This is a genomic window from Acidovorax sp. (assembly GCF_021287135.1).
GTDB lineage: Bacteria > Pseudomonadota > Gammaproteobacteria > Burkholderiales > Burkholderiaceae_C > Acidovorax.
The window spans coordinates 50,530-72,078 of the sequence record NZ_JAJTBB010000064.1 but is presented as its reverse complement, the minus strand read 5'-3'; the positions used below and the strand labels follow the sequence as shown (position 1 = coordinate 72,078).

Here is a 21,549-nt window from a genome sequence, read left to right as displayed (position 1 = left end):
GGCTACCCGCGCTCGCGCAGCGCCCGCTCGATGCGGTCCCGCCGCACCGTGGTCTTGGGTACCTTGAAGGGGAACCACATGCGCACGTCTTCTTCCAGCCCAATGCCGTGCATGTAGTTGTAGATGGCTTTCTTCAGGCCGGCGCCCAGCGCGTCGTGGTCCACGCCCGTGGGGTCGATGAAGGCCACGTCGTTCTTGGCAAAGGCGCCGGGCGGCAGGGGCGCCAGGGTCACGCCGTATTCCGCAGGGTTCTGGCCGACGGGTGAATGCACGGTGCAGGCAAAGCGGTGGAAAAAACCGCTCTGGATGCAGCCGTTGGCGAACAGCTGGCGCACGTATTCCAGCGCGTCCACCGTGTCCTGCACCGTCTGGGTGGGAAAGCCGTACATCAGGTACGCATGCACCAGGATGCCCACCTCGCTGAAGGCCTTGGTCACGCGCGCCACCTGGTCCACGGACACGCCTTTTTTCATCAGGTTCAGCAACCGGTCCGACGCGACCTCCAGCCCGCCCGAGATGGCGATACAGCCGCTGTCGGCCAGCAGCTCGGCCAGCTCGGGGGTGAAGGTTTTTTCAAACCGCACATTGCCCCACCAGCTGATGCCGGCATTGCGCGCAATCAGCTCGGTGGCCAGGGCCTTGAGGGCCTTGGGCGGTGCGGCTTCGTCCACAAAGTGGAAGCCGGTCTGCCCCGTCTCGCGCACGATGGCGTCGATGCGGTCGGCCAGCACGCCAGCACTTGCGCCTTCGTAGCGGCTGATGTAGTCCAGGCTCACGTCGCAGAAGCTGCACTTCTTCCAGTAGCAACCATGCGCCACCGTCAGCTTGTTCCAGCGCCCATCGCTCCACAGCCGGTGCATGGGGTTGAGCATGTCCAGCAGCGAGAGGTAGCGGTCCAGTGGCAGGCCGTCCCAGGTGGGTGTGCCCACCTCGGCGAAGGCGATGTCGGCTTCCATCAGGTTGAGGTACTGCACCGCGCCGTCGCCGCCTTCTTCATCGTTGCGCACAAAGGTGCGCACCAGCCGCTGCCGGCCGCGCTCGCCGCGCAGGTGTTCCAGCAGCGCCAGCAGCGGGCGCTCGCCCGCGTCCAGCGTCACGTAGTCGAAAAAGTCGAACACGCGCGGCTCGGCCAGCTCGCGCAGCTCGGTGTTCACAAAGCCGCCGCCCAGCACGGTGGTGATGTGCGGGTGCTGTGCCTTGATGGCCTGCGCGATGCGAAAGGCCGCGTACACCGAGCCGGGGAACGGTACGGACAGCAGCACCACCGTGGGCTGGTGGCGGGCGATGGCCGCGTGCGTGAGCTGCGCCAGCAGCGCGTCCACCAGCGTGGGCGAAATCTGGGCTTTGGCGAGCGCTTCGGCCAGCGGGTCAAACGTGGGCTGGCTGCCCGCCAGCGATTCGGCATAGCGCACAAACTCGAAGCGCTCGTCCACCGCGTCGCGCAGCACATCGGCCAGGTCGTTCAGGTACAGCGTGGCCAGGTGCTTGGCCTTGTCCGTCAGGCCCAGCGCGCCAAAGGCCCAGCCCAGCGGATCGCCGCCTTCGTCATCCACGTACACGTCCAGCGAGGCAAAGCGCGGCCCTTCGGGCAGGTAGTGCCGGCCCACGATGCGGTGGGCCAGGGTGCTGTCGCGGCCCTGCAAAAAGGCTATGGCGGGGCCGATGGTGGCGAGGTAGCGGTCCTGCTGGGCCACGAAGGACTGCACGGCGGGGCTGCGCTTTTTTGCGGGCAGGGCCTGCACCCGCTCAGCCACGTCCTTCAGGCCTTCGGGCGAGAGCAGGCGCAGCACCAGGGCCAGCGCCAGGTCCTCCTGCACCGCCTCCACCCCGCGGGAACGCAGGAAACCGGTGAGGTAGGCGGTGGAGGGGTACGGCGTGTTCAACTGCGTCATCGGCGGGATGACGGAGAGCACGCGCTGCGACGTGGTGGAGGAGGCGACGGCGGACATGTGGAAAAAACAGGCTGTGGGCGATGCGGTGCCGCCGCAGGGATCGTGGGCCTGCAATTATCCCGGCGCGGCCTTATCCCTTGCTGGCAAGTGGCGCAGGCGGCACTGCGGCCGCATGCGGGGCGCCCGCAAGATAGTTGTTCTTCACCCGCACATAGTGCTCGGCCGAATACTTGAGGTACGCGATTTCCGCGTCGCTCAGCGCGCGCTGGCGCACGGCGGGCCGGCCGATGTAGAGGTACCCGCTCTCCAGCACCTTGCCGGGCGAGACCAGGCTGCCCGCGCCCAGCATCACGCGGTCTTCGATGATGGCGTCGTCCATGACGATGGAGCCCATGCCGATGAGGCATTCGTTGCCGATGCGGCAGCCGTGCAGGATGACCGAGTGGCCCACCGTGACGTAGTCGCCAATCACCAGCGGCGAGCCCTCGGGCTTGGCCGCGTTGCGGTGCGAGACGTGGCCCATGGTCAGGTCCTGCACGTTGCTGCACACGCCCACGGTGATGCGGTTCACATCGCCGCGCAGCACGGCGTTGCACCAGACCGAGCTGTCGCGGCCCAGCGTGACGTTGCCGATGACCTGGGCGGACTCGTGGAGGTAGACGCCGGTGTCCAGGGCCGGGGCGGTGTCGAGGTAGGGAGCAAGGGGCATCTTGGTGTCAGGCTGCGTGGAAAAAGAACGGGCGAGCGTAGTGCAAATCGCTCCTCACGCTGGCTTGCTGGCCAGCGTGGCGACGTTGGTCAGCGCGCCGGCGCGCGGCGAGAGGCAGGTCTCGCAGCGGTGGCAACCGGGGCTGCCGCTGCCTTGCCCGTGCGCCCAATCGCGGCTTTTTTTGCGGGGGCCTTGGCCTCCTGGGTGGGCGCGTTGTAGAACCCCAGAAACATATCCACCGCATCGCCCAGCACCTGCTGCTGTTGCGCTGCGCTCAAGGGCGGCTGGCCCATGGCCAGCTGGGGCCAGAACGCAAAGGCCTTGACCATGCCCTGCAGCTGCTGGGCCGCATAGGGCACATCCATGGTGGCGCGCAGGCGGCCGTCCTGCTGGGCGGCCCGCAGCCAGCGGGGCAGGCCTTCTTCCTTGGCCGAGAGCTTGGCGGTGATGCCGCGCGCACGTTCGGGCATGTGCATCAAGTCGGCCATGGCCACGCGGCTCAGGTCGATGAAGCTCGCGTCGTTGAGCAGGCGCATCTTTTGCGCCAGCAGGTCCATCAGCTGGTCGCGCAGCGGGCGCGCGGGGGCATAGGCCAGTTCGTCGGGCGACTGGCTACGCTCCCACATCAACAGCAGGATGGCCTCGAACAGCTCTTCCTTGCTGGGAAAGTGGTTGTACACCGTGCGCTTGGAGACATCCGCCGCCGCGGCCACGCGGTCCATGCTGGTGCCGTTGAAGCCGTGCTCGCGGAACTCGCCAATGGCGGCCTGCACGATGGCGTCGCGTTTGCGGTCGGTGAGGCGGGCGGGTGGCTGGACAGCGGGCATGGGCAAATTTTACACCCAGCAGTTTACTTTTTTGAAAAGCGAACTACACTGTGCAGTGTAATTTCTTACGTCGCAGATCCGGTGACTTTCCCCGCCGCTCCACACCGCCGCCTGCTCCCGGCACTTTGTGTCGCCACCATCGTTCTGATCGCCATGGCCTACCGCTTCTTCTCCAGCGCCGCCCAGCCGGTGCCCGCCCATGCGCAGTCGCCGCAATTCGCGGGCGGCAAGTTCCGCAACGCGGCGCCCCGCCACACGCTGGGCACCCTCAAGACGCTGCAGGTGATGTGGCGCTTTGCCACGGGCAAGCCCGATGACTCGGTGCCGCGCGCGCCCGTGCCGGTGTATCCCGTGATGCGCTCGGACCTGCTGGCTGCGCCCGACCTGAGCCTGTGGCGCCTGGGGCATTCCACGCTGCTGTTCAAGATCAACGGCGGGTTCTGGCTGACCGACCCGGTGTTTTCCGAGCGCGCCTCCCCCTTCCAGTTCCTGGGCCCCAAGCGCTTCCATGCGCCGCCCATCACCATCGACGAGTTGCCGCCCATCACCGGCGTGATCCTGTCGCACGATCATTACGACCACCTGGACTACGCCGCCATCCAGAAGCTCGCGCCCAAGGTGGAGCACTTCGTCACCCCGCTGGGCGTGGGTGACCGGCTCATCAGCTGGGGCGTGCCGGCCGCCAAGGTGCAGCAGTTCGACTGGTGGCAGGGCACCACCCTCGCCGGGCTGCAGCTGGTGGCCACGCCGGCGCAGCATTTTTCCGGGCGCGGCCTGCGCGACGGCAACAGCACGCTGTGGGCCTCGTGGGTGCTGATCGCCGGGCAGGGCACGGAGCAGACGCGCATCTTCTTCAGCGGCGACACCGGCTACTTCGATGGCTTCAAGACCATAGGCGAGCGCTTGGGCCCGTTCGACCTGACGCTGATCGAAACCGGCGCCTACAACGCCGACTGGCCGGACATCCACATGCACCCTGAGGAAAGCCTGCAGGCACATCTGGACGTGCAGGGCCGCCACCTCTTTCCGATCCACAACGGCACGTTCGACCTGTCGCTGCACCCGTGGGTGGAACCGTTCGAGCGCATCACCGCGCTGGCCGTAGCGGCCCAGGTGCCGCTGGTGGCGCCCGTCATGGGCGAGCGGCTGGACATCCGCGCGCCGGCGCTGTCCACGCACTGGTGGCGCAAGGTGGAGCCGCAGGGCGTGGGGTCGACGCTGGCAGACCGCAGCGCTGCCCTGGCCCCGCAGCCTGATATCGGCCTCTTTGCACTGGAAAAATCCGTTCGGGCTGAGCCTGCCGAAGCCTTGCGCGGCGCTTCGACAGGCTCAGCGTGAACGGTTCAAGGTGATTCATGCGGACTCACACCATTCTCCGCAGCCTGCGCGTGAGTCCGCCCACTACGCGCGCTGCGGCGCGGATCTCCGCCTCGGCATATCCCGCGTAGCCCAGCAGCCATCCCCTGCGCGGCGACTGCATCGCATAGCGTGACAACGGCGCCAGCATCACCCCGGCGGTGAGCGCGCGGCGGCTCAGCGTCTCGTCATCGCTGCCCAACGCGGCTTCATGCAGCAGGTGCATGCCCCGGTCGCTGGGCACAAGCTGCAGGGCGCCGTCGCTCGCGTCGGCCAGGGCTTCGATCAGCACGCGCTGACGCGCCTGGTACAGCTCGCGCATCTGGCGCAGGTGGCGCAGCAGGTGGCCTTCGGCAATGAAGCGCGCAAGCACCGCCTGCGCATCACCCGGTGCGTGCCGGTCGGTGATGGCGCGGGCCATGGCAAAAGCCTCCACCAGCGCGGGCGGCACGATCACAAAGCCCAGGCGCAGGCCGGGGTGCAGCGTCTTGCTGAAGGTGCCCACGTAGAGCACGCGTTCCGAGCCCGGCAGGCTGCACAGTGCGGGCACGCGCTGGGCCTTGCCATCGTTCTTGCCGTACTGGAACTCGCCGTCGTAGTCGTCTTCCACCACCCAGGCGTCGTGCGCGCGTGCCCAGTGCAGCAGGGCCTGGCGCCGGGCCAGGCCCATGCCCACGCCGGTGGGGAACTGGTGCGTGGGCGTGACGACCGCCATGCGCGCGCCGGGCCATTGCGCAGCACCCTCGTCAATGCACAGGCCCTGCGCGTCCAGCGCCACGGGCCGGGCCAGCGCGCCGTGGCCCAGCAGGCTGGCGCGGATGCCGGGATAGCCGGGGTCTTCCACCAGCACCTCGTCGCCCGCGTCCAACAGCAACCGCGCGATCAGGTCGATGCCCTGCTGCGAACCCGAGCACACCACCACCTGCGCCGCATCACAGCGGATGCCGCGCGAGGCCCACAGCCACAGCGCGATGGCCTGGCGCAAATCGGGGTCGCCGGCCGGGTCCAGGTACTGCGCGCGGGCACTGCGCTGGCGGCCGCTGGCCTGGCGCGCCAGCCGGTCCCACAGCGCAAAGGGAAACGTGTCCACCTCTGGCGCGCCGATGCGGAACGCACGCGCCGCCACATGCGGCGGGCGCCACCGCGCCGCTGTCTCGGCAATCAGCTGCCCGCGCCGCGACAGCCCGCGCGGCGGCGCCACCAGGCCCAGGGCAGGCACGGTGGCAACGGCTTGCGACACATAGGTGCCGTCGCCCACCCGCGCTTGCACGTAGCCCTCCGCCTGCAGGCGCTGCACGGCCCACAGCACCGTATTGCGTGCCACGCCCAGGCTGGCCGCATGCTCACGCGAGGGCGGCAGGCGGGTGCCGGCGCGCAGGCGGCCTTGCTCGATGGCGCCGCGCAATTGCTCGTACACCTGCTGGCGCAGCAGGCCGGGCGCCGTGCCTGGTGCGCGCGGCGGCCGGGGGGTATTGGCTCTGCCAACGGGCATGAATTGGTTCCTTCAATGCGGGATCGCCACCCTAAACTGAAGAACCATTGTAGAAAGACCTTCCCCATGGCCAAGCACACCGCCACCATCACCTGGACCCGTGGCACCGATGACTTTCTGGACAAGCGCTACCACCGCGCCCACACCTGGCAGTTCGATGGCGGCGCTGTCGTGCCCGCCTCGTCGTCGCCCCATGTGGTGCCGCTGCCGTATTCCGACGCGGCAGCCGTGGACCCCGAGGAGGCCTACGTGGCCGCGCTGTCGAGCTGCCACATGCTGTGGTTCATGGACTTCGCCAGCCGCGCGGGCTTTCGGCTCGACCGCTATACCGACGCGGCCGTGGGCACCATGGACCGCAATGCGCAGGGGCAGTTGGTGGTCAGCCATGTGCAGTTGCGCCCCGTGACCCGCTTCGACGCGGCCCATGCGCCCAGCGCCGAGCAGCTGGACGAACTGCACCACCGCGCGCACGCGGCGTGCTTTCTGGCCAACTCGGTCAAGACACAGATCGACTGCGCACCCGTGCTGGAAGTGGAAGGAGGCTGACATGACGATTGCCAACCGCCAGTTCCAGGTGACCGATGCAGCCACTCTGCACGCCCTGGTGCGCGCCCAGCCCTTGGCCACCTTGGTCGTGGCGCACGAAGGTTCGCTGCATGTGAACCACGTGCCCTTGTACCTGGACCCCACACGCGGTCCCCGCGGCACGCTGGTGGGCCATGTGGGCCGCGGCAACGGCCTGTGGCCGCTGCTGCCGCAAACGGCGGTGGCAGTGTTCCACGGGCCGCAGGCTTACGTGTCGCCATCGTGGTATCCCTCCAAGGCCGTCGATGGCAAGCAGGTCCCCACCTGGAACTACGCCACCGTGCACGCGCACGGCACGCTCAGCGCGGTGGACGGCGACCCCGAGCGCCTGCGCGCGATCCTGCACACGCTGACAGAAGCCCACGAAGCACACCGCCCGCACCCCTGGCACGTGGACGATGCGCCGGCCGACTACTTGGAAAAATTGCTGGGCGCCATCGTGGGAGTGGAGCTGGCCGTGGAGCGCTGGGAAGGCGTCTGGAAGATCAGCCAGAACCGCTCGGATGCGGACCGTGCCGGTGTGGTGCAGGGCTTGCGGGCGGAAGGTACGCAGCCGGCAGCGGACATGGCGGCGCTGGTAGCGATGCTGCAGTGAAACAGGGCTTTGTTAGCTATCATTTTTAGGAGCTTCTTGCGCTTGCTGAGTAAGCGCCAAGGCCGTTTTTGACCAAGATTTGCGCACACAGCAGACAGGTCGGGTTTGACCGCCAGGGCGTAACCCGGCGCCCATCGGCGCGCAGCGGTGATGTCGGGTTACGCTGCGCTAACCCGACCTACGGCCTTCAGATTTGAGGCCGCCAAGCGCTAGAGCCGGTTTTCACTTCGGACGGTAGGTCGGGTTAGCCCGCCAGGGCGTAACCCGACATTCGGCGGGCACGCGGCGGTGGTGTCGGGTTACGCTGCGCTAACCCGACCTACGGGCGACGTTCAGAGGCCACCGTTCATTCGGGCAGAGCCTGTCGAAGCCTCGCGCAACGCTTCAACAGATTCAGCGTGAAGGGGGGCTTGACCACGTCACCCCGCCAGCATCTCCACCCGCAGCGCCACCACCGGCCCCGCCACCGCCGGGTGCGCGGCCAGCGCCTGCACGGCCAGGTCCACGATGGATTGCGCCACCGTATCCGTCAGCACCAGCACCTGCGGGCCACTACCGGGTGGCAAGGCCTTGTCGTTCGCCAGCGTCACCTGCCCCACCGGCACCTGCTGCGCAGCCAGCCAGGCGGCCACAGCCTCGATCTGCTGCGCGCTGTGCACGGGCACGCGCAGGTAGTGGCGTGTGTGCACGGCGGCGCGCGGCAGCACAGCCAGGTCTTCGTTGACGGCGCTGGCGTGAAACCCCAGGTGCGGCACGCGCTGCGCGGGGCGGGTGCCCTCCAGCCGCGCCACGTCCACCAGGTCGGCAATCACGGCCGACGCCGTCTGCTCGCCCCCTGCGCCCGCGCCGTAGTACATGGTCACGCCCGACGCGTCGCCTTTCACCATCACGGCATTCATCGACCCGTTCACCTGCGCCAGCAGATGCATGGCAGGCACCAGGGCGGGGTGCACGCGCAGTTCCACGCCTTCCGCCTCCCCGTCCCGGCGGCGCCGGGCCACGCCCAGCAGCTTGATGCGATAGCCCAGCTGCTCCGCGCAGGCCACGTCCAGGCCCTGCAGCGCGGTGATGCCCTCCACCTGCGCATCGGCAAAGCGCACGGGCATGCCGAATGCATTGGCCGCCAGCAGCGTGATCTTGTGCGCGGCGTCGATGCCCTCGATGTCAAAGGTCGGGTCGGCCTCGGCATAGCCCAGTGCCTGGGCCTGCGCCAGCGCCTCGGCAAAGCCCACGCCCTCATCGCGCATCTTGCTCAGGATGAAGTTGGTGGTGCCGTTGATGATGCCCGCCACCCACTCGATGCGGTTGGCCACAAGGCCCTCGCGCAGCGCCTTCACGATGGGGATGCTCACGGCCACCGCGCCCTCGTACGCCACGGCCACGCCGTGCTGGCGCGCGGCGGCAAAGATCTCGTTGCCGTGCGTGGCCAGCAGCGCCTTGTTGGCCGTGACCACGTGCTTGCCTGCGCGGATGGCGGCCAGCACCCAGTCGCGCGCGGGGCCGGTGCCGCCCGCAGCCTCCACCAGCACGTCCACATCGGGGTGCGTGGCCACTTGCATCGGATCGTTGGTCAGCGCCACGCCCGTGCCCACCACACCCATGGCGCGGGCCAGGCTGCGAGCGCAGACCACCACCATCCGGATGCCCCGGCCGGCGCGGCCCGCGATCTCGGCCTGGTTGCGCGCCAGCACACGGAAGGTGCCCGCGCCCACGGTGCCAATGCCGATCATGCCCACGCGCAGGGGGCGCATGGCCGCGCCGGCAGCGGCAGGCGGCAAGAGGGCTTCGAGGGACTGGACGGGATCGCGGTACATGGACTTCTCCGGCTGACGAACAAACAAACAAAAAAACCCAGCTGCCAGAGCTGGGTTTCGTGCATTCGTCTTGGGGGAGAAGAGAGCGATCACCAGGTGGCTGCCGAAACGGCCACCTGCGCGTGCTCAGGTGGCCGCGGTGGTAATGGTGGTAATCATTCGTGCACCCAGTGCCCGCTTTTCACCCTCTGCCCACGTGAACGCAGGCAGCATCATGCCCATGCCTTGGAAGGCAGCGGCGCGTGCGGTGAAGGGGATGGCGGTGTACGACATGAAGCTGCCAGTGTACCGGATGCAGGCCGGGGGCCGTCAAGCCCGCCGCTGCGGCGCCTGTGGCGCAACGGCCTCACGGCGCCCCGGCCGCAGGCACCCGTACCATCTGGATCGCATCGAACGGACACCGCACGGCACACAGCGCACACCCCGTGCAGCCGGGCACATCGTGCAGCGTGGAGCACTTGGGCCCCCATGCGCTGCCACCCTGCACCTGCAGCGACAGCACATGCGGCGGGCACACCGCCACGCACCAGCCGCAGCCGGTGCAGCGCTGGGGGTCGATGGTGGGCAGGGCAGCCTTGCGGGCGGTGGCGGTCATGGCGCGTTGTGTGGTGGGCAGTGTGCCGCGGGAACGTGCACGTCACAAGGCACGCTACAGTCCCCCCATGCACGCACAAGCCAATTCCACCGTCACCCGCCATCTGTTGATCACCGGCCATGTGCAGGGGGTGGGCTACCGCGCGTCCATGGTCCAGGCCGCCGAACGCCTGGGCGTGACGGGCTGGGTGCGCAACCGCCAGGACGGCCGGGTGGAAGCCTGTGCCTGGGGCACCGGGCAGGCCGTGCAGGCGCTCATCGACTGGGCCCACCAGGGACCCGCGCGCGCACGTGTGGAACGCGTGGTGGTGGGCAACGTGCCGGACGGCGGCGAGGCACCGCAGGGCTTCGCGCAGCGCGAGACGGTGTAGCGCAGGTCTGCCGCTGGGGTGAAGGCTATGTGCGCAGGCCCAGCTGATTCAGCAACTCCATTGCCCCCGCAGGCGCGCGCTCCTTGGCGCCGTTGATGAAGTACACGAACGCATCGCGCGGCCGATCCCCACGGGTCCAGGCGCGCACGCCCTGCGCCCACTGCGCAATCGCTTCCGGCGGGTAGCCCGTGGGCACTTCGCTCTGGCTGCGCATCAGCCGCAGGTAGGCAAAGTCCGCTTCGGCATCGGCAATGGCCGGGAATTTTTCCGAGTCGGTATGCACGGGCACGCAGCCATAGCGGCGCGCCAGGGCAATGAACTCCGGCGTGGCAAAGCTCGGGTGGCGCACGTCCAGCGCGTGGCGCAGGCGGCGCCCATCCACCTCGCGCGGCAGCAGCGCCAGAAAGGCCTCGAAATCTCCGGGCTCAAAGGCTTTGGTCGGCATGAACTGCCACACGATGGGACCGAGCTTGTCCTTGAGCTCGGAGATGCCGCTGTCCACAAACCGCGCTATCGAATCGCCCGCTTCGGCCAGCACGCGCCGGTGCGTGGCAAAGCGGTTGGCCTTGAGCGAGAACAGGAACCCCTCGGGCGTTTCACCGTGCCACTTGGCGAAGGTGGGCGGTTTGAAGGTGCTGTAGTAGGTGCCGTTGACCTCGATGGCCGTGAGCTGGCGGCTGGCGTAGTGCAGCTCCTTGCTGTGCGCCAGGCCCGCAGGGTAGAAGTTGTCGCGCCAGGGCTCGAAGGTCCAGCCGCCAATGCCGATGCGGATCTGGCCACCCCCGCCATCGGTGGCGGCATGGCGGAGGTCACTGCTGCTTGCGCTGGTGTTGTCCACGGTGTTCTCCATCCTTGGGGCCACGGAAGGGGCACTGTAGCAGCGGTGCGGTGCCCCTGTGCGGCGTAGGCGCGCTTGCGCAGCCTTAGCCGGGCAGTTCGACCCGGGCCTCCAAACCAGGGCCATCGCCGCGCGGCCCCAGCACCAGCCGCCCGCCCAGCGCCTTGGCCAGTTCGCTCGCGATGGCCAGGCCCAGCCCGGTGCCGCCCGTGCCGCGGTTGCGCGAATCCTCCAGCCGCACATAGGGCTGCAGCACCGCATCCAGTTCGCTGGGCGGAATGCCGGGGCCGCGATCGAGCACCCGCAGCAGCCACCGGTGGTGGGCCGGGTCAGCCTGCAGGCTCAGCTCGGCCGCGCCCGCAAACTTGATGGCGTTGTCCACCAGGTTGCACACCAGCCGCCGCAGTGCCTGCGGGCGCGTGGTGCCAATGCCTTCGTCGGCCTGCAGCAGCTGCACCGGCAGGCCGGCGTCGGCGTAGTCCAACGCAATGCTCTGCAGCAGTGCGCGCAGATCCACCGGCAGCGGTGACTCGTGCACGGCCTGGGACGAGCGTGCATAGGCAATGCCCTCCTCCACCAGCGACTGCATCTCGGCCAGGTCGGCGTGCAGCTTGCCCTGCAGCACGGGGTCGTCCAGCAGATCGGCGCGCAGCCGCAGGCGCGTGATGGGCGTCTGCAGGTCGTGCGAGACGGCGGCCAGGATCTGCATGCGCTCCTGCAGATGCGACTGGATGCGCTGCTGCATGCGGTTGAACGCGGCGGCGGCGCGCACCACTTCGCGCGGGCCCTCTTCGGCCAGGGGCACGGCGGGGCGGTCGGCACCCAGGGCATCGGCGGCATCGGCCAGCGTGCGCAGGGGCCGCGTGGCCACGCGCACGGCCCAGGCGCACAGGGCCACCAGCAATGCCAGCTGCAGCGCCAGCGCGCCCAGCACCCAAGGCCGGATCTGCAGCCGGGGCTCGTCCATGTCCACCGCCAGCGGCGTGCCGTCGGCCAGACGCAGCTGCAGACGCAGCTCGGTGCCGGGCACGCGCGGGTCAATCACTTGGACCGATCGGTCGGCAGGCAGGGTGGCGCCCACGGCGCTGGCGACCTGGCGTGCCAGCGCCGACGGGTCATCGGGCGCGCTGAGCGGCGGAACCAGCGCAAAGCGGTAGTTGCGGCGCGCGAGCCGCTCCACCCACTGCGCGCGCTCGGCGGCGGGCAAACGCTCCAGCATGGCGACGGAGCTGGCCACATCGCTGGCGAAGTACGACACCATGGCCCGCCGCATGGTCATGCCGCGTTCGGTGAAGGCCAGCGCAAACGTCAGCGCGTGGGCCAGAGCCAGGCCCAGGGCCAGCACCAGCAGAATGCGCCCGAACAGCGAGCGCGGCCACTCGCGCAGCGTCATGCCGCAGCCCCTCCGGTCGGGGCCGCCGGGTGCACGTCGGCACAGAACACATAGCCCTCGTTGCGCACCGTCTTGATGTAGCGCGAGCCGCGTGCGCCATCCCCGAGCCGCTGCCGCACGCGGCTTACCAGCAGGTCGATGGAGCGGTCGAACACATCGGCATCGCGCCCCTGGGTGAGCTGCAGCAGCTGGTCGCGCGTGAGGATGCGCTGCGGGTGGTCCAGCAGCACACGCAGCAGGCGGTATTCGGCGCCCGACAGCGCCACCACCGCGCCCGTGGCATCGAGCAGATGGCGCGCCGTGGTGTCCAGCCGCCAGTCGCCAAACGCCAGGTGGCGCGCGGGCTCGGCCACGGCCAGGTTGGGCGGCAGCATGCGCGTGCGCCGCAGCACCGCGTGGATGCGGGCCAGCAGCTCGCGCGCGGCAAAGGGCTTGGTCAGGTAGTCGTCCGCACCCAGCTCCAGGCCCAGGATGCGGTCGGCCTCATCGCTGCGCGCGGTGAGCATGATGATGGGCAGCGGCGGCGCGCCCGGGCTGCGCAGCTCGCGGCACAGTGTGATGCCGTCGGTGCCCGGCAGCATCAGGTCCAGCACCAGCAGATCGATGCGCTGCGTGGCCAGCACCTCGCGCATCTGCCGGCCATCGGCTGCCACACTCACCTGCAGGCCCTGGCGCTGCAGGTATTCGGCTGCCAGCTCGCGGATGCCCGCGTCGTCATCGACGATCAGGAGGTGGTCGGGCCGGGGCGGGGTCGTCATGGCGGCGATTGTCCGGTCTTTGGCGGGGTCGCGCAGCGGCGGCTGCGGGCCTGTATGTATCTGAACTTGTCTGCCGGGCGCCCCGACAAGCGCGCATACCAAAAGCCCCGCGCCCGACAAACCGCCGATACCTGCGCTGGCTTCAATGCGGTCTTCCAGAACTTCACGAGGACCCTTGCCATGAAACCATCGAGATCATTCATTGCCGTGGGCGCGTTGCTGGCCTGGGGCGCGGCACAGGCTGCCAGCGCGCAGGAGGCCGCCGCAGCGCATACCGCCGCCCCCCAGCCCAAGGCACCTTTGGGCCGCTGGATCACTGAAAGCGGCAACCTGGAGGTGGACATTGCCCCCTGCCCCGGCAGCACCGCCCCAGCGCTGTGCGGCAGGGTGGTGCGCGTGCTGGCCAACCGATCCATGAGCGCGCCGGGCGCCGACATGGCGGCGGCCGACGCGCGGCCTGCACTGGGCATGACGCTGCTGTCGGGCTTGCGCCCGGCGGGGGGCGGCAGCAGCGAATACCAGGGCGAAATCTACAACCGCGAGAACGCCAAGACCTACCGCGTGAACCTGACGCCGGCCGAGCCGGAGCAGCTGCTGGTGCACGCGTATGTGGGCATTCCGCTGTTCGGCAAGACGCAGGTGTGGCGCCGCCCGGCGGCCGAACACGGAGGCGGGCAATGACCGTGGCCACCACCACATCACCCTGGCTGGCGGTGGCCGCTGGCATGCTCACCGTGGGCGCGCCCTGCGTGCTGCCCATGCTGCCGGTGGTGCTGGGGGCCTCGGTGGGCGGCGCCGGCTCGGCGCAGCGCACACGCCCGCTGTTCATTGCCCTGGGCTTTGCGCTGTCGTTCGCGGCCGTGGCGCTGCTGTTCAGCAGCTTCACGCAGGTGCTCGGCGTGTCGCAGGAAGGCCTGCGCCAGTTTGCCGCCGTGATGCTGCTGGTGTTTGGCGTGCTCACGGTGTGGCCCCGGCCGTTTCAGTGGCTTAGCCTGCAGGCGGGCGGCGTGCTCAGCCGCGTGGCCAGCCTGGGCATGGGCAGCGGGGGCGGCAGCTGGGGCGGGCTGCTGCTGGGGCTGAGCCTGGGCGCGGTGTGGACGCCCTGCGCAGGGCCCGTACTCGCTTCCATCCTCACCCTCATCGCCACCGAGCCGCCGGGCGTGGGCACGGCGGTGCTGCTGCTGGCGTATTCCACTGGCGCTGCATTGCCCATGCTGGCGATTGCCTATGGCGGCCAGGCCGCGGCCACGCGCGTGCGTCACCTGGCCCGCCACGCACACCGCGTGCAGCAGGCGTTTGGCGTGGTGGTCATCGTCATCGCGCTGGCCATGTTGTGGCAGGTCGATGGGCAGATCACCGCCTGGCTCACGCAGTTCTACCCCTCGGGCTGGGGCGGGCTGTAACCCATCAACGATTGCACGGAGCTTTTCTCATGACATCGCATCTTCACTTCTCGCAGCGCCGTGCGCTGCTCGCCACGGTTGCTGCTGCGTTGGCGGGTCCTGGCTTGGCCAGCGCCGCCAGCCCGGCTGCGGCGCTGCCCGACCTGGGCGCTGCGCCGGAGTTCACCGGCATCGAGCGCTGGTTCCATTCCGAACCGCTGAGCCTGGCGCAGCTGCGCGGGCGCGTGGTGCTGGTGGACTTCTGGACCTACGCCTGCATCAATTGCATCCACACCCTGCCTTACGTGAACCGTTGGGCCGAGCGCTACACGCCCCAGGGCCTCACGGTGGTGGGCGTACACACGCCCGAGTTTCCGTTCGAGCGTTCGGCCAGCAACGTGGAAGCCGCCATGCGCCGCCATGGCGTGAAGCACCCCGTGGCACAGGACAACCGCTACGGCACCTGGAAGGCCTACGGCAACCAGTACTGGCCCGCCACCTACTTGATCGATGCGCAAGGCCGCATTCGCTACAAGCACTTTGGGGAGGGCGAGTATGAGCGCACCGAAGACGTGATCCGCACCCTGCTGGCCGCGCGGGGCTAGGACGTTGCAGGCCCTTCGTTTCTCCATCCCGTCGTTCTCTCATTCGTCCACTCACTTGCAGGACCTTGCACCATGCCCTTCCCTCGCCTTTCATTCGCCCTGGTCAGCCTCGCCGCCACCGCGGCCGCCCTGTGCATGGCATCCGCCAGCCACGCGCAGGCGCCCCAGCTGCCGCCGCCTGACGCCACGCAGCCCGCTGCCACTCAGCTGATGGAGGGCTTTCCGCCGCCGCCCGACAAAATCGTGCGGCTGGCCAACATCCTGAAGTACCCCAACGTGCGCTGGGCCGCGCAGCACCTGCGCGAACTGGGCCCCACGGCCACCATCTGGCGGGGCGGCGGCGCGCCCAGCGCCCTGCCCGCAGCGGCCCGGCAGCTGCCGGACACGCTGGCCTTTGCCGACGACAAGGGTGCCCCCACCACGCTGGCGGACTGGCAAAAAGCCACCTACACCGACGGCCTGCTGGTGCTGCACCAGGGCCGTGTGGTGTACGAGCGCTACCACACCGGCCTGCAGCCGCAGCAGCCGCACGTGCTGTGGTCCATGAGCAAGTCGCTGGTGGGCTTGCTGGTGACAGAACTCATCCAGGAAGGCGCCATTGACGCCAGCGCGCGCATCGCGCGCTACCTGCCCGAGCTGGCCACGAGCGCCTGGGCCGACGCCACCGTGCAGCAGGCGCTGGACATGACCACGGGCGTGAAATACGCCGAGGACTTTGCCGATCCCACGTCCGGCGTCTTCCAGTACCTGGCCGCCGCCGGCCTGCAGCCCGCGCGCCCCGGCAGCAATGTCGCCAAAAGCATGGCCGAGCACCTGCCCACCGTACAGAAGGAGGGCGAGCACGGCACCGCGTTTGCCTACAAATCGGTGGACACGGAAGTGCTGGGCTGGCTGCTGCAGCGCGTGACCGGCAAGAGCTACGCCACGCTGCTGTCCGAGCGCATCTGGTCCAAGCTGGGTGCGCAGGAAGATGCCTATGTGTTTGCCGACGCGAACGGCGGCCAGGTCACCAGCGTAGGCGTGAACGCCACCCTGCGTGACCTGGGCCGACTGGGCGACATGCTGCGTGCCAACGGCCGCTTCAACGGGCAGCAGATCGTCTCACCCGCCACCGTTGCCGAGCTGCGCAAAGGCGCCGACCCCGCGCAGTTCAGCAAGGCCCCCGGCACCGCCCTGCGCGCGGGGTATTCGTACCACAACCAGTGGTGGGTGCCGCACGATGCCGACAGCACCTTGGAAGCCAAAGGCCTGATGGGCCAGCACCTCCACATCAACCCGGCGGCCGAGCTGGTGGTGGTGAAACTCTCCACCCACCCCGTCCCCAACACGGCCTTTACCCATGCGCTGGACCGGCAGGCATTTGCAGCGCTGGCCCGCGCCGTGCGAGCGAACTGAGCGCAAAACGAGCGGGAACTGGGGCGGCTGGGCCGACGCGCGCTAGTTCACCAGCGTGGCCGTCAGCATGATCTCGGGCACCGCGGCCAGTGCCTTTGACAGCGGGCAGTTGGCCTTAGCATCGGCAGCCAGCTTCTGGAACGCATCCTCATCCAGCCCCGGCACCTTGGCCTGCAGGGTGAGCGCAATGCGGTCGATGACAAAACCATCGCCGTCTTTGGACAGCCGCACGCTGGCTGTGGTGTCCACGCTCTCGGTCTTGAAGCCCTGTTTGTCCGCCGCAAACGAAAACGCCATGGTGAAGCAAGCGGCATGCGCTGCGCCCAGGATTTCTTCCGGGTTGGTGCCCTTGCGGTCCTCGCCAAAGCGGCTGGCAAAGCCATACGGGTACTTGTCCAGCGCGCTGGTCTCGGTGCTGACCTGGCCCTGGCCGGCCTTGCCGGCGCCTTCCCAGTGAACGCTGGCTTTCTTTTCGGACATGGTGGCTCCTTGGGTGGTGTGAAGGGATGAAACGGCCCCGCATCACACCACGCAGCGCCCGGCCAGCGTGTGGGACAGCGGCGCAAACCGCTGTCCGCCATCCTCTGGGCTCCACCGCTCAGCGACCGCGCGCCCCGTAGGCGCAGTACCCTGGCTTGGGACTCTTCTTCTGCGGGTGCAGCCGGCACGTCTCGGGCCGCTGGTCGTACACCGTGCACAGCCGCGTCTTCGGGTCCAGAAAGTGGCAGTCCCCATCGGCGCGCCGCGCCATGGTGAACACCACGTTCTTGTGGTTGAAGTGATCGATCAGCCGCGCCTTCTGCAGCCGCTTGGCAATGTGGCGCGGTTCTTCATGCTCGGCCTCGAAGGCATCCACCAGCCCCAGCCGCACCAGGTCAGACACCTGCACCTCCAGCGGCATGGTGCAGCAGTTGGCGGCGCAGGTATTGCACAGGCCGGCGCGGTAACGGGTCCAGGTGTCGAGCCGATCGACGTCGACGATGGCGATGGGGGAGCGCATTTGATTTGCTATGCCAGCAGTGCCGTCAAGGGCACCGCCTCCACTTGGGGTGCCAAGGCATACCGATGTGAGCCAGGGTACACCACATACAGCGCGTCCAGCTTCAGGTCCTCCATCGCAATGCGCATGCTGGGGGTGAGCTTGGGTGCATCGCTGCGCTTGAATTCCACGCCGACCCGCCGGCCGTCCTTGAACAGCAGAAGGTCCAGCTCGGCGCCCTGGTGCGTTGCCCAGAAGTAGGCTTCATCGGGTTGCGCGATGCGCAGGACCTGCTCCAGCGCAAACCCTTCCCAGCTGGCGCCGCTGAGCGGATGCGCCAGCAGTTGCGGCAGGCTGCGGATGCCCAGCAGCGTATGCAGCAGGCCGGTGTCGCGGAAGTAGATCTTGGGTGCCTTGACCTGCCGCTTGGCCAGGTTCGCATGCCACGGCTGGAGCTGGCGAACCATGAACGTTTGCGTCAGGTAGTCCAGGTACCGCCGAACGGTGGGCTCGGTGATCCCCAGCGACCGTGCCGGCTCGGCTGCATTCCATGTCTGGCCGTGGTAGTGGGCCAGCATCTGCCAGAAGCGCGTCATCAAGGGAGCGGGCGCGTTCATGCCCAGCAGCGGCAGATCGCTGCTCACGTGGCGCTGAATGGCGGCGGTGCACCACTGGGCGCTGACTGCGTCATTGTCGGCAAGGTACGCGGCAGGAAACCCCCCTCGCAGCCAGAGCTGCTGCACGGCGGCGGAATCGGTGCCGGTTTCGCCAATGTCGAAGCCGCTGACTTCCAGGGTCACGGCGCGCCCTAAAAGGGATTCGCTCTTGTGCATCACGCGGGGCGAGGCGCTGCCCAGCAGCAGGTACTGGCCGTTCTGGTGCATGTGCCCAGGGCGGTCCATCAGCACCCGCAGCGTCTCGGGCAAGGCGGGCATGTGCTGGACCTCGTCAATCACCACCAGGCCTTGCAGGCCTGCCAGCGTGGTCATAGGGTCTGCCAGCCGCTGGCGTGAGACAGGGTCTTCCAGGTCGAAATACTGGGGGCTGGCCACGTCGATGAAATGCCGCGCCAGCGTGGTCTTGCCCACTTGCCGGGGGCCTACCAGTTCGACTGCACGAAAGGAGGCAAGCAGTCGTGCGAGCTGGTCAATGAGTTGGCGGCGCTGGATTAACATGCCGCCATACTATCAAACACCATGAAAATCGAAAATGCCGCTTTCGATTTTCATGGTGAATGAATGTCCATCAAACGTCGATATTCCCCGCCCGCAGCGCATTCGTCTCAATGAAATCCCGCCGCGGCTCCACCTCGTCCCCCATCAGCATGGTGAACACGCGGTCGGCCTCGATCGCATCCTCGATCTGCACCCGCAGCAGGCGGCGCACCGTCGGGTCCATGGTGGTTTCCCACAGCTGCTCGGGGTTCATCTCGCCCAGGCCCTTGTAGCGCTGGCGGCTGGTGGTGCGTTCGGCTTCGCTGATGAGCCAGGCCATGGCCTGGCGGAAGTCGGCCACCTTTTCCTCCTTGGCCTTGTCGCCTTCGCCGCGCTGCGCCTTGGCGCCCTCGCCCAGCAGGCCGCGGAAGGTGTTGGCGGCTTCGGCCAGGGCGGCGTAGTCGGCGCCGTGCACGAAGTCCTGCGTGAGGATGCTGCTCTTGATGTTGCCGTGGTGGCGGCGGCTGATGCGCAGGATGGGCTTGTCGGTGCGCACGTCAAACTCGCCGGCCACCTCGGGGGGCACGCCGGTGGTGCTCAGCTCGGCCAGCTTGGCCTGCATGGCGATGGCGCTTTGCTCGGCCTCCTGCACGGTGCCGAGCTTCACCTCCACGCCGTCGGCAATGGCGCGCAGGGCCTCCTGGTCCATGAAGGCGGACAGGCGGGCGATGACGGCTTCGGCCGCCTGGTGCTTGCGGGCCAGTTCGGCCAGGGTGTCGCCGCTGAGCACCTGGGGGCTGGCGGCGCCGGTGCTGACGCTGGCGTGGTTCAGTGCAATGCGCAGCAGGTACTGGTCGAGCGCGGGGCCGTCCTTGAGGTACAGCTCTTCCTTGCCGCTCTTGACCTTGTACAGCGGCGGCTGGGCGATGTAGATGTGGCCGCGCTCCACCAGGTCGGGCATCTGGCGGTAGAAGAAGGTCAGCAGCAGCGTGCGGATGTGGGCGCCGTCCACGTCGGCGTCGGTCATGATGATGATGCGGTGGTAGCGCAGCTTGGCCACATCGAAGTCGTCGGCGCCGCTCTTGCCCGATTCGGCGGCGGCCTTGCCGATGCCGGTGCCCAGGGCGGTGATGAGGGTGACGATTTCGTTGCTGGTCAGCAGCTTTTCGTAGCGGGCCTTTTCCACGTTCAGGATCTTGCCGCGCAGGGGCAGGATGGCCTGGAACTTGCGGTCGCGGCCCTGCTTGGCGGAGCCGCCGGCGGAGTCACCCTCCACGATGTAGATCTCGCACAGGGCGGGGTCTTTTTCCTGGCAGTCGGCCAGCTTGCCGGGCAGGCCCATGCCGTCGAGCACGCCCTTGCGGCGCGTCATTTCGCGGGCCTTGCGGGCGGCTTCGCGGGCGCGGGCGGCTTCCACGATCTTGCCGCACAGGATCTTGGCGTCCTGGGGCTTTTCTTCCAGGTAGTCGGTCAGGGCTTTGGCCACGATGTCTTCCACCGGGGCGCGCACTTCGCTGGAGACCAGCTTGTCCTTGGTCTGGCTGCTGAACTTGGGCTCGGGCACCTTCACGCTGAGCACGGCGCACAGGCCTTCGCGCATGTCGTCGCCGCTGACTTCGACCTTGGCTTTCTTGGCCAGCTCGTTCTGCTCGATGTACTTGCCGATCACCCGCGTCATGGCGGCGCGCAGGCCGGTGAGGTGGGTGCCGCCGTCACGCTGCGGGATGTTGTTGGTGAAGCAGAGGACTTGCTCGTTGTAGCCGTCGTTCCACTGCATGGCCACTTCCACGCCGATCTCGGTGCCAGGGATGCCGCCGTAGCTCTCGGCCGGGCGCGCGCCCGTGGCGTGGAAGGCCGTGGGGTGCAGCACCTTCTTGCTGCCGTTGATGAATTCCACAAAGCCCTTGACGCCGCCCGCGCCGGAGAAGTCGTCTTCCTTGCCGCTGCGTTCGTCGATCAGGCGAATGCGCACGCCGTTGTTCAGGAACGAGAGTTCGCGCAGGCGCTTGGCCAGGATTTCGTAGTGGAAGTCGTTGTTTTCCTTGAAGATCTCGGTGTCGGGCAGAAAGTGCACTTCGGTGCCGCGCTTTTCGGTGGCGCCGGTGACCTTCATGGGGCTGACTTCAAAGCCGTCCACGGTCTGCAACAGGCGGTCTTGCACGAAGCCGCGCGCAAACTCCAGCTGGTGCACCTTGCCGTCGCGGCGCACCGTCAGGCGCAGCCAGCGCGAGAGCGCGTTCACGCAGGAGACGCCCACGCCATGCAGGCCGCCCGAGACCTTGTAGCTGTTCTGGTTGAACTTGCCGCCCGCGTGCAGTTCGGTCAGGGCAATCTCGGCAGCACTGCGCTTGGGCTCGTGCTTGTCGTCCATCTTCACGCCGGTGGGGATGCCGCGGCCGTTGTCTGTGACGCTGATGGAGTTGTCGGTGTGGATGGTGACGACGATGTCGTCGCAGTGGCCGGCCAGTGCTTCGTCGATGGAGTTGTCGACCACCTCGAACACCAGGTGGTGCAGGCCGGTGCCGTCGGACGTGTCGCCGATGTACATGCCGGGGCGCTTGCGCACGGCCTCCAGGCCTTCCAGGATGGTGATGGCGCCTTCGCCATAGCTGTCGCTGGCGCCGGGCTGGTGGGCGTCGATCTTGGGGGTGGGAACAGGCTCACCCGTGCCGTTGGGGGCTTGCTCGGGCAGGTTGGTGTCAGCGGTCATGGTGGGCCTTGGGATCCGTGCATGGAAGCCTGCGGGGGCTTCCAAAATGTTCAATGGTCAAATCAGGCTCCAGCGCTTATCAGTAAATCGCCGGAAGCTA

General features: G+C 68.2%; 22 protein-coding genes. 8 read left to right on the top strand and 14 right to left on the bottom strand.

Annotation, left to right across the window (positions count from 1 at the left end; genetic code table 11):
- Nucleotides 1-2: 2 nt before the first annotated feature.
- From LWW96_RS14890 to LWW96_RS14880, 3 genes are all read right to left on the bottom strand, one after another.
- The gene (locus LWW96_RS14890) at nucleotides 3-1,892 is read right to left on the bottom strand and encodes a radical SAM protein (RefSeq protein ID WP_291488341.1); all 1,890 of its coding nucleotides are present in this window, start codon (nucleotides 1,890-1,892) and stop codon (nucleotides 3-5) included.
- A 130-nt stretch (nucleotides 1,893-2,022) separates the two neighbouring features.
- Nucleotides 2,023-2,601, bottom strand: a complete 579-nt coding sequence (locus tag LWW96_RS14885; protein WP_291488314.1) for a gamma carbonic anhydrase family protein — start codon at nucleotides 2,599-2,601, stop codon at nucleotides 2,023-2,025.
- An 89-nt stretch (nucleotides 2,602-2,690) separates the two neighbouring features.
- Nucleotides 2,691-3,428: a TetR/AcrR family transcriptional regulator gene (locus LWW96_RS14880; RefSeq protein WP_291488312.1), complete on the bottom strand. Its 738-nt coding sequence runs from the start codon at nucleotides 3,426-3,428 to the stop codon at nucleotides 2,691-2,693.
- A gap of 153 nt (nucleotides 3,429-3,581) precedes the next feature.
- Here LWW96_RS14880 and LWW96_RS14875 point away from each other — a divergent pair, with 153 nt between their 5' ends.
- A complete protein-coding gene (locus LWW96_RS14875; RefSeq protein ID WP_291488310.1) occupies nucleotides 3,582-4,766 on the top strand; it encodes an MBL fold metallo-hydrolase in 1,185 nt (394 codons plus the stop codon).
- A 25-nt stretch (nucleotides 4,767-4,791) separates the two neighbouring features.
- Here LWW96_RS14875 and LWW96_RS14870 read toward each other — a convergent pair whose 3' ends face one another.
- On the bottom strand, nucleotides 4,792-6,276 hold the full coding sequence (locus LWW96_RS14870; protein ID WP_291488308.1) for a PLP-dependent aminotransferase family protein: 1,485 nt from the start codon (nucleotides 6,274-6,276) through the stop codon (nucleotides 4,792-4,794).
- Between the two features lie 66 nt (nucleotides 6,277-6,342).
- On the opposite strand from LWW96_RS14870, the gene LWW96_RS14865 reads away from it, so the two are divergent.
- Nucleotides 6,343-6,822, top strand: a complete 480-nt coding sequence (locus LWW96_RS14865) for an OsmC family protein (RefSeq protein WP_291488306.1) — start codon at nucleotides 6,343-6,345, stop codon at nucleotides 6,820-6,822.
- Between the two features lies 1 nt (nucleotide 6,823).
- Complete coding sequence (locus LWW96_RS14860) at nucleotides 6,824-7,456, top strand: FMN-binding negative transcriptional regulator (protein ID WP_291488304.1); 633 nt, start codon at nucleotides 6,824-6,826, stop codon at nucleotides 7,454-7,456.
- 419 nt (nucleotides 7,457-7,875) lie between these two features.
- Here the strand turns inward: LWW96_RS14860 and LWW96_RS14855 are convergent, their stop codons facing one another.
- From LWW96_RS14855 to LWW96_RS14845, 3 genes are all read right to left on the bottom strand, one after another.
- Entirely contained in the window at nucleotides 7,876-9,270 is a 1,395-nt protein-coding gene (locus LWW96_RS14855) for a homoserine dehydrogenase (protein ID WP_291488302.1), read from the bottom strand.
- Nucleotides 9,271-9,396: 126 nt separating this feature from the next.
- A complete protein-coding gene (locus LWW96_RS14850; RefSeq protein WP_291488300.1) occupies nucleotides 9,397-9,543 on the bottom strand; it encodes a hypothetical protein in 147 nt (48 codons plus the stop codon).
- 73 nt (nucleotides 9,544-9,616) lie between these two features.
- The gene (locus LWW96_RS14845; RefSeq protein ID WP_291488298.1) at nucleotides 9,617-9,865 is read right to left on the bottom strand and encodes a 4Fe-4S binding protein; all 249 of its coding nucleotides are present in this window, start codon (nucleotides 9,863-9,865) and stop codon (nucleotides 9,617-9,619) included.
- 67 nt (nucleotides 9,866-9,932) lie between these two features.
- Between LWW96_RS14845 and LWW96_RS14840 the strand changes: the two genes are divergently transcribed.
- Nucleotides 9,933-10,235, top strand: a complete 303-nt coding sequence (locus LWW96_RS14840; RefSeq protein ID WP_291488296.1) for an acylphosphatase — start codon at nucleotides 9,933-9,935, stop codon at nucleotides 10,233-10,235.
- Between the two features lie 25 nt (nucleotides 10,236-10,260).
- Here LWW96_RS14840 and LWW96_RS14835 read toward each other — a convergent pair whose 3' ends face one another.
- The 3 genes from LWW96_RS14835 to LWW96_RS14825 all read right to left on the bottom strand — a co-directional run bounded on the left by LWW96_RS14835 (nucleotide 10,261) and on the right by LWW96_RS14825 (nucleotide 13,224).
- Nucleotides 10,261-11,073 carry a DUF72 domain-containing protein gene (locus tag LWW96_RS14835; RefSeq protein ID WP_291488294.1) on the bottom strand — a complete coding sequence of 271 codons (813 nt, stop codon included), beginning with the start codon at nucleotides 11,071-11,073 and terminating at the stop codon, nucleotides 10,261-10,263.
- 85 nt (nucleotides 11,074-11,158) lie between these two features.
- Entirely contained in the window at nucleotides 11,159-12,466 is a 1,308-nt protein-coding gene (locus LWW96_RS14830; RefSeq protein ID WP_291488292.1) for a HAMP domain-containing sensor histidine kinase, read from the bottom strand.
- Nucleotides 12,463-13,224 carry a response regulator gene (locus tag LWW96_RS14825; RefSeq protein ID WP_291488290.1) on the bottom strand — a complete coding sequence of 254 codons (762 nt, stop codon included), beginning with the start codon at nucleotides 13,222-13,224 and terminating at the stop codon, nucleotides 12,463-12,465. The genes LWW96_RS14830 and LWW96_RS14825 overlap by 4 nt, the downstream gene beginning before the upstream one ends.
- 180 nt (nucleotides 13,225-13,404) lie before the next feature.
- Between LWW96_RS14825 and LWW96_RS14820 the strand changes: the two genes are divergently transcribed.
- From LWW96_RS14820 to LWW96_RS14805, 4 genes are all read left to right on the top strand, one after another.
- Nucleotides 13,405-13,905, top strand: a complete 501-nt coding sequence (locus tag LWW96_RS14820; protein WP_291488288.1) for a DUF2147 domain-containing protein — start codon at nucleotides 13,405-13,407, stop codon at nucleotides 13,903-13,905.
- Nucleotides 13,902-14,627 carry a cytochrome c biogenesis CcdA family protein gene (locus LWW96_RS14815; protein ID WP_291488286.1) on the top strand — a complete coding sequence of 242 codons (726 nt, stop codon included), beginning with the start codon at nucleotides 13,902-13,904 and terminating at the stop codon, nucleotides 14,625-14,627. The genes LWW96_RS14820 and LWW96_RS14815 overlap by 4 nt, the downstream gene beginning before the upstream one ends.
- A 29-nt stretch (nucleotides 14,628-14,656) precedes the next feature.
- On the top strand, nucleotides 14,657-15,211 hold the full coding sequence (locus tag LWW96_RS14810; protein ID WP_291488285.1) for a thioredoxin family protein: 555 nt from the start codon (nucleotides 14,657-14,659) through the stop codon (nucleotides 15,209-15,211).
- 72 nt (nucleotides 15,212-15,283) lie between these two features.
- Complete coding sequence (locus LWW96_RS14805; RefSeq protein ID WP_291488283.1) at nucleotides 15,284-16,606, top strand: serine hydrolase; 1,323 nt, start codon at nucleotides 15,284-15,286, stop codon at nucleotides 16,604-16,606.
- A gap of 42 nt (nucleotides 16,607-16,648) precedes the next feature.
- Here LWW96_RS14805 and LWW96_RS14800 read toward each other — a convergent pair whose 3' ends face one another.
- From LWW96_RS14800 to gyrB, 4 genes are all read right to left on the bottom strand, one after another.
- Complete coding sequence (locus LWW96_RS14800; RefSeq protein WP_291488281.1) at nucleotides 16,649-17,086, bottom strand: OsmC family protein; 438 nt, start codon at nucleotides 17,084-17,086, stop codon at nucleotides 16,649-16,651.
- A 118-nt stretch (nucleotides 17,087-17,204) separates the two neighbouring features.
- On the bottom strand, nucleotides 17,205-17,606 hold the full coding sequence (locus LWW96_RS14795; RefSeq protein WP_291488279.1) for a YkgJ family cysteine cluster protein: 402 nt from the start codon (nucleotides 17,604-17,606) through the stop codon (nucleotides 17,205-17,207).
- A gap of 8 nt (nucleotides 17,607-17,614) precedes the next feature.
- Nucleotides 17,615-18,760, bottom strand: a complete 1,146-nt coding sequence (locus tag LWW96_RS14790) for an ATP-binding protein (protein WP_291488277.1) — start codon at nucleotides 18,758-18,760, stop codon at nucleotides 17,615-17,617.
- Between the two features lie 70 nt (nucleotides 18,761-18,830).
- A complete protein-coding gene (gyrB, locus tag LWW96_RS14785; protein WP_291488275.1) occupies nucleotides 18,831-21,449 on the bottom strand; it encodes a DNA topoisomerase (ATP-hydrolyzing) subunit B in 2,619 nt (872 codons plus the stop codon).
- Nucleotides 21,450-21,549: the final 100 nt, after the last annotated feature.

Excerpts from the sequence above, each read along its gene's own strand:
- LWW96_RS14830 (WP_291488292.1), bottom strand. The coding sequence starts at position 12,466 with ATGACGCTGCGCGAGTGGCCGCGCTCGCTGTTCGGGCGCATTCTGCTG.
- LWW96_RS14820 (WP_291488288.1), top strand. The coding sequence starts at position 13,405 with ATGAAACCATCGAGATCATTCATTGCCGTGGGCGCGTTGCTGGCCTGG.
- LWW96_RS14825 (WP_291488290.1), bottom strand. The coding sequence starts at position 13,224 with ATGACGACCCCGCCCCGGCCCGACCACCTCCTGATCGTCGATGACGAC.
- LWW96_RS14815 (WP_291488286.1), top strand. The coding sequence starts at position 13,902 with ATGACCGTGGCCACCACCACATCACCCTGGCTGGCGGTGGCCGCTGGC.
- gyrB (WP_291488275.1), bottom strand. The coding sequence starts at position 21,449 with ATGACCGCTGACACCAACCTGCCCGAGCAAGCCCCCAACGGCACGGGT.
- LWW96_RS14880 (WP_291488312.1), bottom strand. The coding sequence starts at position 3,428 with ATGCCCGCTGTCCAGCCACCCGCCCGCCTCACCGACCGCAAACGCGAC.
- LWW96_RS14865 (WP_291488306.1), top strand. The coding sequence starts at position 6,343 with ATGGCCAAGCACACCGCCACCATCACCTGGACCCGTGGCACCGATGAC.
- LWW96_RS14850 (WP_291488300.1), bottom strand. The coding sequence starts at position 9,543 with ATGTCGTACACCGCCATCCCCTTCACCGCACGCGCCGCTGCCTTCCAA.
- LWW96_RS14870 (WP_291488308.1), bottom strand. The coding sequence starts at position 6,276 with ATGCCCGTTGGCAGAGCCAATACCCCCCGGCCGCCGCGCGCACCAGGC.
- LWW96_RS14855 (WP_291488302.1), bottom strand. The coding sequence starts at position 9,270 with ATGTACCGCGATCCCGTCCAGTCCCTCGAAGCCCTCTTGCCGCCTGCC.
- LWW96_RS14805 (WP_291488283.1), top strand. The coding sequence starts at position 15,284 with ATGCCCTTCCCTCGCCTTTCATTCGCCCTGGTCAGCCTCGCCGCCACC.
- LWW96_RS14810 (WP_291488285.1), top strand. The coding sequence starts at position 14,657 with ATGACATCGCATCTTCACTTCTCGCAGCGCCGTGCGCTGCTCGCCACG.
- LWW96_RS14875 (WP_291488310.1), top strand. The coding sequence starts at position 3,582 with ATGGCCTACCGCTTCTTCTCCAGCGCCGCCCAGCCGGTGCCCGCCCAT.
- LWW96_RS14800 (WP_291488281.1), bottom strand. The coding sequence starts at position 17,086 with ATGTCCGAAAAGAAAGCCAGCGTTCACTGGGAAGGCGCCGGCAAGGCC.
- LWW96_RS14845 (WP_291488298.1), bottom strand. The coding sequence starts at position 9,865 with ATGACCGCCACCGCCCGCAAGGCTGCCCTGCCCACCATCGACCCCCAG.
- LWW96_RS14860 (WP_291488304.1), top strand. The coding sequence starts at position 6,824 with ATGACGATTGCCAACCGCCAGTTCCAGGTGACCGATGCAGCCACTCTG.
- LWW96_RS14790 (WP_291488277.1), bottom strand. The coding sequence starts at position 18,760 with ATGTTAATCCAGCGCCGCCAACTCATTGACCAGCTCGCACGACTGCTT.
- LWW96_RS14885 (WP_291488314.1), bottom strand. The coding sequence starts at position 2,601 with ATGCCCCTTGCTCCCTACCTCGACACCGCCCCGGCCCTGGACACCGGC.
- LWW96_RS14890 (WP_291488341.1), bottom strand. The coding sequence starts at position 1,892 with ATGACGCAGTTGAACACGCCGTACCCCTCCACCGCCTACCTCACCGGT.
- LWW96_RS14795 (WP_291488279.1), bottom strand. The coding sequence starts at position 17,606 with ATGCGCTCCCCCATCGCCATCGTCGACGTCGATCGGCTCGACACCTGG.
- LWW96_RS14840 (WP_291488296.1), top strand. The coding sequence starts at position 9,933 with ATGCACGCACAAGCCAATTCCACCGTCACCCGCCATCTGTTGATCACC.